11 protein-coding genes are annotated in these 11,066 nt (G+C 67.7%); 7 read left to right on the top strand and 4 right to left on the bottom strand.

The genetic code is table 11. From position 1 onward, the window contains the following. From AC5RWX_RS25085 to AC5RWX_RS25075, 3 genes are all read right to left on the bottom strand, one after another. The coding region (locus AC5RWX_RS25085; protein ID WP_494098995.1) for a formate--tetrahydrofolate ligase at nucleotides 1-378 on the bottom strand (378 nt) is incomplete at its 3' end. A gap of 45 nt (nucleotides 379-423) precedes the next feature. Beyond that, a complete protein-coding gene (gene mshA / locus AC5RWX_RS25080; RefSeq protein ID WP_494098994.1) occupies nucleotides 424-1,686 on the bottom strand; it encodes a D-inositol-3-phosphate glycosyltransferase in 1,263 nt (420 codons plus the stop codon). A 77-nt stretch (nucleotides 1,687-1,763) separates the two neighbouring features. Further along, the gene (locus AC5RWX_RS25075; protein WP_494098993.1) at nucleotides 1,764-3,194 is read right to left on the bottom strand and encodes a family 4 glycosyl hydrolase; all 1,431 of its coding nucleotides are present in this window, start codon (nucleotides 3,192-3,194) and stop codon (nucleotides 1,764-1,766) included. Nucleotides 3,195-3,276: 82 nt separating this feature from the next. On the opposite strand from AC5RWX_RS25075, the gene AC5RWX_RS25070 reads away from it, so the two are divergent. The 6 genes from AC5RWX_RS25070 to tsaD are packed head-to-tail and all read left to right on the top strand — an operon-like array spanning nucleotide 3,277 to nucleotide 8,535. Further along, nucleotides 3,277-4,368, top strand: a complete 1,092-nt coding sequence (locus tag AC5RWX_RS25070; RefSeq protein WP_494098992.1) for a carbohydrate kinase family protein — start codon at nucleotides 3,277-3,279, stop codon at nucleotides 4,366-4,368. A 37-nt stretch (nucleotides 4,369-4,405) separates the two neighbouring features. After that, the gene (gene alr, locus AC5RWX_RS25065) at nucleotides 4,406-5,629 is read left to right on the top strand and encodes an alanine racemase (protein ID WP_494098991.1); all 1,224 of its coding nucleotides are present in this window, start codon (nucleotides 4,406-4,408) and stop codon (nucleotides 5,627-5,629) included. Beyond that, the gene (tsaE, locus tag AC5RWX_RS25060) at nucleotides 5,626-6,255 is read left to right on the top strand and encodes a tRNA (adenosine(37)-N6)-threonylcarbamoyltransferase complex ATPase subunit type 1 TsaE (RefSeq protein ID WP_494098990.1); all 630 of its coding nucleotides are present in this window, start codon (nucleotides 5,626-5,628) and stop codon (nucleotides 6,253-6,255) included. The genes alr and tsaE overlap by 4 nt, the downstream gene beginning before the upstream one ends. Next, complete coding sequence (gene tsaB / locus AC5RWX_RS25055; protein ID WP_494098989.1) at nucleotides 6,255-6,926, top strand: tRNA (adenosine(37)-N6)-threonylcarbamoyltransferase complex dimerization subunit type 1 TsaB; 672 nt, start codon at nucleotides 6,255-6,257, stop codon at nucleotides 6,924-6,926. The genes tsaE and tsaB overlap by 1 nt, the downstream gene beginning before the upstream one ends. 44 nt (nucleotides 6,927-6,970) lie before the next feature. Further along, nucleotides 6,971-7,450: a ribosomal protein S18-alanine N-acetyltransferase gene (gene rimI / locus AC5RWX_RS25050; RefSeq protein WP_494098997.1), complete on the top strand. Its 480-nt coding sequence runs from the start codon at nucleotides 6,971-6,973 to the stop codon at nucleotides 7,448-7,450. Beyond that, a complete protein-coding gene (gene tsaD / locus AC5RWX_RS25045; protein WP_494098988.1) occupies nucleotides 7,447-8,535 on the top strand; it encodes a tRNA (adenosine(37)-N6)-threonylcarbamoyltransferase complex transferase subunit TsaD in 1,089 nt (362 codons plus the stop codon). Before rimI ends, tsaD begins: the two co-directional genes overlap by 4 nt. 13 nt (nucleotides 8,536-8,548) lie before the next feature. Here tsaD and AC5RWX_RS25040 read toward each other — a convergent pair whose 3' ends face one another. Then, nucleotides 8,549-9,700 carry a glutamate--cysteine ligase gene (locus tag AC5RWX_RS25040; protein WP_494098987.1) on the bottom strand — a complete coding sequence of 384 codons (1,152 nt, stop codon included), beginning with the start codon at nucleotides 9,698-9,700 and terminating at the stop codon, nucleotides 8,549-8,551. Between the two features lie 386 nt (nucleotides 9,701-10,086). Between AC5RWX_RS25040 and AC5RWX_RS25035 the strand changes: the two genes are divergently transcribed. Further along, the coding region (locus AC5RWX_RS25035) for a glycoside hydrolase family 3 N-terminal domain-containing protein (RefSeq protein WP_494098996.1) at nucleotides 10,087-11,066 on the top strand (980 nt) is incomplete at its 3' end.

The following is an 11,066-nucleotide window of genomic DNA, read 5'->3' as shown; positions in this document are numbered from 1 at the left end:
GTGCAGGTTGATCTCGTCCATCGGCAGGACCTGCGAGTACCCGCCGCCCGTGGCCCCGCCCTTCATGCCCAGGACCGGCCCAAGCGAGGGCTCGCGAAGGGCGATCATCACCCGGTGCCCCGCTCGTGCCAGCGAATCGGCAAGCCCGACCGTGGTGGTGGACTTTCCCTCACCAGCCGGCGTGGGGGACATGGCCGAGACCAGCACCACCTTGCCTTGCGGAAGCGGCGCATCCAGCCGCGCGGGGTCAATTTTCGCCTTGTAGCGCCCGTACAGTTCCACCGCCTCGGCGTTGATTCCCGCTGCCACCGCGATTTCCTCGATGGGCCGGATCCGTGCCGCGCGGGCGATTTCGAGGTCACTCGGGGTAGCAGACATCTTTGTCCTTTGCTGGAGCGGAGGGGCAGGGTGCGGGGGAGGGCGTCAGGACGCGGAAACTGTCGTCAGGGATCGGCTTGCATGGTTATCGACGGCGGCGTGGTAGCTTTCGAGCGTAATCGCGGCCGTGCGCTGCCACCCCGAGTTCTGGGCACGTATGGCGGCGGCCCGGCCCATATCTTCGCGGGTAGCGGGGTCGTCGTAAAGCGCCTCCAGTGCATCCGCCCAGTCCGAGGCATGATGGCCGTCCACCAACAGTCCCGTCCTGCCGTCGAAAATGGCCCGTGACAGCCCGCCGACCCGCGTTGCCACCACGGGTGTGCCGCAGGCCTGGGCTTCAAGGGCCACCAGTCCGAAGGACTCGCTGTAGGAGGGCATCACCACTACGTCTGCAGCCCTGAACCAGGCCGCCAGCTCCGGTGCCTTCACCGGGGGAAGCTGCGTGACGACGTCGTCCATCCCCGCCTCGGCAACCAGCCGCCGGAGGTTGAATTCCTTGTTCCCGCTCAACGAACCAAGGATGGTGAGGCGCAGGTTGATGTCCGGGCGGCGGCGCCGAAGCAGGGCTGCGGCCTTGACCAGGATCTGGGGCCCCTTCAGCCGCTGGATCCGGCCCGCGAAAACCAGGTGGAAAGTGTCGGGGCTGATGTCCCGCTGGGTCCGCGACCTGGCCCGGAACGCAGGAGTGAAGGTGCTGAGGTCTACCCCCGGCGGGGCAATGTCTATGCGGTCATACGACGCCCCATAGTGGGACACCAGCTCCGCAGCCTCCGCGCTGGTATTGGCAATCAGCCGGGCGGCGCCGTCCACGATGCGGTGCTCACCCAGCTCGCGCCGCCTCGGTTCAGGCTGTTCGCCGGATTCAAGCAACAGGTTCTTGACCTTGGCCATGGTGTGCATGGTGTGCACCAGCGGCACGCCCCACAGCCCGGAAAGCTCCAGACCTGCGATCCCGGATACCCAATAGTGCGAATGGATGACGTCGTAGCGGCCGTGCGGCTGCCGCTGCCGGATCTGCTCGATCTCTTCCACCATGTGATGCAGGAGGCCGGGGAGCTCTTCCTTGGGGATCTTCTTGGTGGGTCCGGCCAGGACATTGTGGACGCACACCCCGGGATCGGGGTGCTCGACGGCAGGCTGGCTGGCGGACGTGGAACGCGTGAAGATCTCCACTTCCACGCCGGCCTCGGCCAGGGCGGAGGCCAGTTCCCGGATATAAACGTTCATGCCGCCGGCATCACCGGAACCCGGCTGCTCCATGGGGGAGGTGTGGAGTGACAGTAAAGCCACCCTGCGGACCAGTGCCACGGGACCTCCTTCCGGCCGCCGGCGAAGGTTAGCGCGCCGGATCAGTGCTGGGCATTCGATAAAACACTACTCCTGTGTCAACGCGTACCGCCGCGCCACATCTTCCCCAATGCTGGAAACGCCTGCTCGTAGCCGGACAGCAGGGCCGCGCCGAGTTCTTCGGAACCCACCAGGGGATGCCGGGCAAACGCCTGCAGCGCGGCATCCCGGTCACGTTCTGTCACAGCCCGTACCGTCAGCCGCTCAACGTCCTTCACGTGGCGGAGCAGATCCAGCTGTTCCGGCGGGGGAGCCTGCTGGGCCAGCGGCAGCGCGCCCTCGGCGGTCACCGTGCAGGGGAGCTCCACGACGGCGTCGGCCGGCAGCCCCGGAATGGCAGCTTTGGTGGCACGCGGCTGAGCGCTGGCCGGCGCCGGTGCCTCAGGAGCAGCAGATCCCGCTCCCGGGAGGGACGTGTTGCTGGTGTTGAGGATCAGCTGCGCGTCCCCGGAACCCGACAGGGCACGCATGGCCGCCAGCGCGACCCGCTCATACCCGCCGCCGGCAAGGTCGTCCTCGTTGCGGCGCTCATCCTTTCCGCGGGCTTCGGCCAAGTAGCCTTCTTCTCGGGACCGGCGCGCAGCCTCCCACAGCGCGAAGGCTTCACCGCCCGCCGCGGCCAGCCTCGGGTACAGCTCCTGCTGCTGGCTGTGGATCGACTCTCCCCGCGTTTCAGGCATGGCACGCATCGCTTCCCGGGCGGCGTCCTGCTGGTAGTAGTAATACAGGTACTCGTTGGGAAGGGCACCGAGGCGGGCGAGGAATGGCTGGGGAAACAGCCGGCCCTCTTCGAAGGACTGAAGGGCCTGCGGATCCGACAGCAGCGCGGGCAGGACGTCCCGCCCGCCGGACTCCAGCCGGTACAGCCAGCCCAGGTGGTTCAGGCCGTAGTAACCCACGCCGTCGAGCGTTCCTTCCGGCAGCGTGACGCCGGCGGCCCGTGCCGCCCGGTGCACCAGGCCCCCGGCGGAGTCACAGATCCCAATGATGCGCCTGCCGAGCACTGGCAGGAGCGCTTCCGTGACCATGCCGGCCGGATTGGTGAAGTTGATCAGCCACGCGTCCGGGCAATGTTCCTTCATCTGCCGCGCGAGCTCCAGCATGTGCGGAATGGTCCGGAGGGCGTAGGAGATGCCGCCGGCGCCGGTTGTCTCCTGCCCCAGCACTCCGAGGTCCTGGGCCACTTTTTCGTCAGCCACGCGTCCGGCGGTGCCGCCGGGGCGGATGGCGGCAAAAACCATCTGCGTTCCCGCCAGCGCCTCCGGGAGGTTGGTGGTGGGATGGACCGGCAGGCCGGGGCCTGGCCCCGAAGGCATGCTGCGCAGGACTGCTGTCACGGCGGCAAGGCGGGAAAGAGCGACGTCGAACAGCACCAGTTCGGTGACCACGCAGGTGAAGGGCCCGGAGACCAGCGCCCGGTATATCAACGGAACCCGGAATCCGCCACCGCCGACAATCAGAAGCCGCATAAGCAGCAGTCTAGGCGTGGGTGTCCACAGCGCCTATGGCCGCCCCTACCGGATGTCGGTGGCAGGGCGTAGTGTGCCGCACATGGAGGCGATTCCAGCACGCCCGTTCGATCCCCTAGCTACCGTCCGCTCGCCGTCGGCCCCTGGATTCGATGTGCTGCTGGCCGGAACGGTGTTCCAGGACATCATTTTCACCGGCCTGCCGCACGGGCCGGAACCGGGCACGGAAATCTGGAGCGACGGCATGGGCAGTTGCCCGGGCGGGGTGGCAAACCAGGCCATCGCGGCGGCGCGGCTCGGCCTGCGCACCGGCCTGGCGGCGGCTTTTGGCGATGACGGCTACGGGGACTTCAACTGGAGGATCCTGTCCGGCCAGGAGCACGTGGACCTCAGCTTGTCGCGGAAGGTCCAAGGGTGGCATTCGCCGGTCACTGTCTCCCTGTGCGTGGACAAGGACCGGTCCCTTGTGACCCACGGCCACGCTCCGCCCGTGACGGCCTCGGAGCTCATCGGGGTCCCGCCTCCCGCGCTCGCCGGCATCACGGAAGTAGGACTGGAGGTGGAGCCGTGGGCCATGGCGGCGCACCAGGCCGGGGTGAAACTGTTCGGCGATGTCGGGTGGGATCCCAGCGAAGTATGGGCGCCCGTCCGGCTGGACAACCTGCAGTATTTCCACGCATTCCTGCCCAACCAGCGCGAAGCCATGGCCTTCACCGGCAAGGATGATCCCTGGACCGCCCTCTACGCGCTGGCGGACCGGGTGCCGGTTGCCGTGGTAACCCTCGGGCCACAGGGCGCCATGGCGGTGGACTCGGAAACGGGCGAGGAGGAGTGGGTGCCTTCACTGCCCGTCAAGGCTTTCGATCCCACGGGCGCCGGTGACTGTTTCGACGCCGCTTTCATCGTGGGGAGCCTGGCCGGCTGGCCGCTGGGCAACAGGCTGCGTTTCGCCAACCTCTGTGCCTCGCTCGCGGTGCAGGAGGTGGGAGGGTCCCTTGCCGCACCGGGCTGGGGCGACATCGCTGACTGGTGGAAACGGGCCAATGCGAGGCCCGAACGGCAGACCAGCCAGTGGCTGCGGCGCTTCTCGTTCCTCGCCGACATTGTCCAGGACGTTCCGCTGGCCGCCCAGCGCAGGGCAGCGGCCACTATCGCGCACCTCTCTGACGCGTGATTATTCGGCCCGAAGCGCCAGCACTAGAATCACTAAGGTGACTTACCCCGCTACAACCGGTGATTTCGACGCTGCTCCGGCACAGGACCCCCACCACGAACGGTCAGCCGTGATTGACCTTGCTGCTATCCGGCACAACGTCCGCAGGCTGGCCGCGGCAGCGTCCCCGGCGAAAATCATGGCGGTGGTCAAAGCCGACGCCTACGGCCATGGCGCGGTCCCGGTGGCCCGGGCTGCCCTTGAAGCAGGCGCATCCTGGCTGGGAGTCGCCCATATCTCCGAAGCACTGGCCCTGCGTGCCGCCGGGATCGACGCTCCGCTGCTCGCCTGGCTGCACACCACGGAAAGCAACTTTGGCGCAGCGGTGGCTGCCGGCGTCGACATTGGCTGCTCCGGCTGGGAACTTGAGCGCATTATTGCGGCGGCCCGGGAGCAGGAGCGCCCCGCCCGTGTGCATCTGAAGGTGGACACCGGGCTGGGACGCAACGGTGCCACCCTTGATACCTGGGACCACCTGGTGGGCGAAGCCATGGAATACCAGGACCAGGGCCTCCTGCGCGTGGTGGGCATCTTTTCGCACCTTGCCGTCGCGGACGAACCGGAGCGGCCCGAGACCGACCAGCAGCTCGCGGCGTTCCGGGAAGTGCTTGCTGTTGCCGAAGACGCCGGCGTGGACCCTGAGGTCCGGCACCTCGCCAATACGCCGGCAACCCTGTCCCGGCCGGACACCCACTTCGACCTCGTCCGGGTGGGCCTGGGAATTTACGGGCTGTCGCCCTTCGACGGGCAGACGTCGGCCGAGCTGGGACTCCGCCCGGCCATGACGCTGCGGACCCTCGTTTCCCAGTGCAAGGAAGTGCCGGACGGGCAAGGCGTCTCCTACGGCCTGCGATACCGCACCAGCGGCCGCAGCACGCTGGGTCTGATCCCCGTGGGCTACGCCGACGGCGTGCCGCGCATCGCCACCGGCGGCCCCGTCCGCGTTGCCGGCAACACCTACCCCGTAGTGGGGCGGATCGCGATGGACCAGATGGTCATCGACCTCGGCGACACCGGTCCTGCCGGCGCGGGCCTGCAGGGCGCCGAAGCGGAACTGTTCGGCGACGGCGCCGACGGCGGCCCCACTGCCGACGACTGGGCCCGCGCTGCCGGAACCATCAATTACGAGATCGTCACCAGGATCAGCCCCCGCGTGCCCCGCCGCTTCATCAATGATCAGGTTCCGGCCGCCGTCGTGCATGGTGCGGAGGGTGCCGCGTGAATGCCTCCGCGGAGTCGCCGGATACCGGCGGGGTTGGTCACAACTGGGAAAAGACATTGACCGCGACGACGGCGGACCAGACCCATTTGCTCGCCGCACGCCTTGCATCAGTCCTCAAAGCCGGGGACCTGCTGGTGCTCTCCGGCGAGCTGGGTGCAGGGAAGACCACCTTTACCCAGGGCTTGGGGCAGGGGCTGGGCGTGCGCGCCGGGATCATTTCCCCCACGTTCGTCCTGGTCCGCATCCACCCAAACCTGCCCGACGGGCCGCGTCCCGGCGGGCCCGATCTGGTGCATGTTGATGCGTACCGCCTGGGCTCTGCCGCAGAGATAGACGACATCGACCTCGAAAACACCCTCGACTCCTCCGTAACGGTGGTGGAGTGGGGCCACGACCGGGTGGAGCACCTGAGCGAGAGCCGGCTGGAGATCGACCTGCACCGTGCCATGGGGCTCGGTGCCGGCGGCCTTGGTGCCACGGGCGAAGTTCCGGGCACCACCGACGGCGGCACGCTGGATTTCGAGGATGAGGACACGGACGAGCCGCGGACCATCGTGATGCGCGGGTACGGTCCCCGCTGGCCGGCTGTTCCGGAACCCGTCGCAACGTTTGAAGGGAACGCCTGATGCTCATCCTCGCCATCGACACCTCTGCCGTGGCCAGCGCGGCATTGGTTTCAGCCGACGCACTGGAAGGCGTCGTGGCCAGCTTCTCCACCGAGGACACCCGCAGCCACGCCGAGGTACTCGCCCCGGGAATCGAACAGCTGATGGCCGAGGCCGGTGTCAGCGGCAGCGATATTGATGCCCTGGTGGTGGGCGTGGGCCCCGGCCCGTTTACCGGCCTCCGGTCGGGAATTGCCACCGCGCGCACCCTGTCCTTCGTCTGGGGCAAACCCCTCCATGGTCTGATCAGCCTGGACGCAGTCGCCTTGGAAGTCGCAGAGTCCACCGCCGCCGCCCCCGAATTCCTGGTGGTAACGGACGCGCGGCGCAAAGAGGTCTACTGGGCGCGCTACCGCCTCGCCGAAGGCCAGCTTCCGGTACTGGAAGACGGCCCGCACGTCGGTTTCGCTGCGGACCTGCCGGACCTGCCCGCCTACGGTGCCGGCGCGGGCCTTTACGCAGACACCCTGAAGGCGGACCCGGAGTTCGCAGCGGAACAGCCGGACGCCCTGTACCTGGGCCAGTTCGCGCTGGCCCGGCTCGCAGCCGGCGGGAAGCTCCTGGACTCCACCCCCTTGTACCTTCGCGAATCAGACGCGCAGGTCCCCGGACCCAGGAAGAGGGCACTGTGATTACCGCCCCGGACATCAGCAGCCATGGCGTCTCCGTACGTGGGATGACCCCTGAGGACGTGATTGCCGTCAGCGTCCTGGAACAGCGGCTTTTCCCGGTGGATGCCTGGCCCCTGCAGATGTTCTATGACGAGCTGTCCCAGCCGGAGACCCGACAATACTTGGTGGCGGAGAGCAGCGCCGGCATCGTGGGCTACGCCGGGCTGATGTGCATCGAACCCATCGCCGACGTGCAGACCATCGCCGTCGTGCCTGAATACGAAGGGCGAGGCATTGGCACTACGCTGCTGACCCGGCTCATAGAGGAGGCGCGCCGCAGGCACGCGGCGGACCTCCTGCTGGAGGTCCGCGCCGACAATCCCCGCGCGCAGCAGCTCTACCGGCGCTTCGGCTTCGAACAGATCCATGTCCGGCCCCGCTATTACCGCGACGGCGTGGACGCCCTCATCATGCGGCTCCAGCTCGCCGGGGCAGCCGGCGGAGGAACGGGAGACGACACATCAACGGAAGCAGGCCAGCCATGAACCGCTCGCAGCCATTGGTGCTGGGCATCGAATCGTCCTGCGACGAGACCGGGGTTGGCATTGTCCGGGGGACCACCCTCCTGACGAACACGGTGTCCTCGTCGATGGATGAGCACGTCCGGTTCGGCGGGGTCATCCCCGAGATCGCCTCCCGCGCGCACCTCGATGCCTTTGTGCCCACCCTCGAACAGGCGCTGTCCGATGCCGGCGTGGCCCTGGACGACGTGGACGCGATCGCCGTCACCTCCGGCCCCGGCCTGGCAGGCGCCCTCATGGTGGGGGTCTGCGCCGCGAAGGCGCTGGCCGTGGCCACCGCCAAGCCTTTGTATGCCATCAACCACCTCGTGGCGCACGTAGGCGTGGGACTGCTGGACGGGAAGGAAAGGCAGGCGCCGCAGCTGCCCAAAAACCTCGGCGCCCTGCTGGTGTCCGGCGGCCACACCGAAATCCTGCAAATCAACAGCATCACCGATGACGTAGTCCTCCTCGGTTCCACCATCGACGACGCCGCCGGCGAAGCCTACGACAAGGTGGCCCGGATCCTGGGACTCGGCTACCCCGGCGGACCGGCCATCGACAGGGTGGCCCGCACCGGCAACCCCAAGTCCATCCGCTTTCCCCGCGGCCTCAGCCAGCCCAAGTACATGGGAACATCCGAAGAACCGGGCCCGCACCGCTACGACTGGTCCTTCAGCGGCCTCAAGACAGCCGTGGCCCGCTGCGTTGAACAGTTCGAGGCACGCAGCCAGGAGGTCCCGGTGGCCGACATCGCGGCCGCGTTCCAGGAAGCCGTGGTGGATATCATCTCTTCCAAGGCCGTGCTGGCCTGCCGGGAGCACGGCATCAAGGACGTGCTGCTCGGCGGCGGGGTGGCGGCAAACTCACGCCTGCGCGAGTTGACCGGCCAGCGCTGCGCCTCGGCCGGAATCAACCTGCATGTGCCGCCACTGGACCTCTGCACTGACAACGGCGCCATGGTGGCGGCATTGGGCGCGCAGCTGGTGATGGCAGGAGTGAAGCCGAGCGGAATCCGGTTTGCCCCGGATTCGTCCCTGCCGGTCACAGCGGTGTCTCTCCCGGCGTAATACGCAGGAAAAGTCAGGCGGTGGGACCGTTCCGCATCTGCTTGACCAGGTCCAGGACCACGGCCTGGAGGTCTCCGCCGTGCTCCTCGGCTACCCGGCGCTGGCGCTGGTAGCCGGCGCCCCGGCTGATGATCTTTTCGACGTCGGCCAGCTCATCCGGGCAGCCCAGCTTCGCGGCCACCGGCTCAAGCCGGTTGAGGGTCTCCAGCAGGTGGTCGGTAACCAACTGCTCTTTGCCGGCAGCATCCAAGATGATGATGGCGTCCATGCCGTAGCGGGCGGCACGCCACTTGTTCTCCTGGACATGCCATGGCGGCATGGTGGGGATGGTTCCGCCGTTGTCCAGGGTGGTGGAGAACTCTTCCACCAGGCACTGGGTAAGGGCAGCGATGGCGCCCACTTCCTCCAGCGTGGCCAGCCCGTCACAAATGCGCATTTCGATGGTGCCCAGGTTCGGTACGGGCCGGATGTCCCAGCGGATCTCCGAAAGGGTGTCGATCACTCCCGTGGTGAACATGTCCTGCACATAGGACTCGTATTCCTCCCACGAGCTGAACTGGAAGGGGAGGCCGGCCGTGGGCAACTGCTGGAACATCAGGGCACGCTGTGATGCGTAGCCGGTGTCCTCGCCGCCCCAGAAAGGGCTCGACGCCGAGAGCGCCTGGAAGTGCGGGAAGTAGTTGACCAGCCCGTCCAGCACCGGAAGCGCCTTCTCGCGGCGGTCCAGCCCCACGTGGACGTGCACGCCGTAGATGACCATCTGTCGGCCCCACCACTGGGTGCGGTCGATAAGTTTTGCGTAGCGGGCCTTGTCCGTCACCGGCTGCAGCTGCGGCGGGCTGAACGGGTGGCTTCCGGCGCAGAACAGCTCCACGCCCATCGGATCGGTGATTTCGCGGACGGCAGTGAGGGACCGGGTGAGGTCTTCCTTCGCCTCGGCGGCAGTTTCGCAGATACCGGTGACCAGCTCCACGGTGTTCAGCAGCAGTTCCTGCTTGATGTGGGGGTGCTCGTCATCTTCATTGAGTTCCGGGTGGCGGGATGCCACGCCACGGAGTACCTCGTTGGCTACGGAGGCGAGCTCGCCGGTCCGGCCGTCCACCAGCGCGAGCTCCCATTCAACACCGAGGGTTGATTGCCTCGAAGAAGCGAAGTCAATCTTCACACGTATCCTCACTGTCCGGTTTACTGCTGGCGCACGCCGCTCACAGGCTGCTGCTGGCAGGCGGACGGGTGTTTCAAGTCTAGTGCAGGGGTAGCATCGTATTGATGGCCCCGTTCCAACACCTGCGTGACAGTTTTCACAAATCCATCCCCGTCCTGGCTGCAGCCTCCGCGGCGGTGGCACTCGCATCCTGTACCGCCGCTCCCGCGCCTGCCCGGTCCCAGTCACCCTCCACGCCGGCTGCACCTTCGGCATCACCGCGTACGACGCCGGCGCCGGCCACTGCTTCCCCCTCATCTGCCGTGACTGCCGATCCGGGTTCCCGGCCGCTGGGGTGGGGCCCCCAGCAGCGGGACCAGGACGCCGCAGCCGTTGCCGTGGCGGCGATGTCCCCGGAACAGAAGGCCGGGCAGGTCCTCCTTCCGTTCTTCACCGGGACTGACGCAGGTGCCCATGCCGCCGTCGTCGAACGCCTGCACCTCGCCGGGTCCATCATCATGGGCGACAACGTGCCGCTGGATCCGCAGGGGAAAGTGGACCTGCCGGCCATGGCCGCGATTAACCAGCGGCTCGCCCAGGCGGCAACCGCGGACGGCAGGCCATGGCCGGGGATGATCGGTGTGGACCAGGAAGGCGGGATAGTGGCGCGCCTGAATGCGCCGCTGACGGAGTGGCCGGCCCCCATGAGCTACGGCGCCGCGGGCAGCGTACCCCTGACCAAAGAGGCGGGCCAGGGGCTCGCCGGGGAACTGGTGCCGCTCGGTTTCAACACCGACTTTGCCCCTGACACCGATGTAACCATCGGGCCGGCGGATCCCACCATCGGCGCCCGCTCCATGTCCTCCGACCCTGATGCGGCGTCCAGCCTCGGAGTGGCATTCGCCCAGGGAATGCTGGCCGCAGGCGTCCTTCCCGCCGTCAAGCATTTCCCCGGGCACGGGTCCGTGACCACTGATTCGCACGTGTACCTCCCCACGCAGCCGGCCACCGTGCCGGAACTGGCCGCCCGGGACTGGAAGCCGTTCCAGGCCGCCATCGCCGCCGGAGCGCCGATGGTGATGACCGGTCACATCGCCGTGCCCGCCTTGGAACCGGGAGTGCCGGCCTCGCTCTCCCAACCCACGTACGCGGCACTGCGGGGACTCGGCTTCAAGGGGGTGGCCGTTACTGATGCCTTGAATATGGGGGCAGTGCACAAGCAGTACCCGGCCGGGTCCGCCGCCGTTATGGCCCTTGCCGCGGGGGCCGACCTCCTGCTGATGCCTGCCGACGTTGGGCAGGCCCATGCCGCGATTGTTACTGCTGTTGCCACCGGCAGCCTGCCCGCCGCCCGCCTGGACGAAGCGGCCCTGCGGGTGGCAACCAT

The organism is Arthrobacter sp. SPT-J7, assembly GCF_059089965.1.
Note: the sequence above shows the minus strand (reverse complement) of the source record. Positions and strands in the feature narration are given on the sequence as shown.

Coding starts and splice junctions, on each gene's coding strand:
- AC5RWX_RS25075 (WP_494098993.1), bottom strand. CDS start 3,194: ATGCGGCTTCTGATTGTCGGCGGTGGCGGATTCCGGGTTCCGTTGATA.
- AC5RWX_RS25070 (WP_494098992.1), top strand. CDS start 3,277: ATGGAGGCGATTCCAGCACGCCCGTTCGATCCCCTAGCTACCGTCCGC.
- tsaB (WP_494098989.1), top strand. CDS start 6,255: ATGCTCATCCTCGCCATCGACACCTCTGCCGTGGCCAGCGCGGCATTG.
- rimI (WP_494098997.1), top strand. CDS start 6,971: ATGACCCCTGAGGACGTGATTGCCGTCAGCGTCCTGGAACAGCGGCTT.
- tsaD (WP_494098988.1), top strand. CDS start 7,447: ATGAACCGCTCGCAGCCATTGGTGCTGGGCATCGAATCGTCCTGCGAC.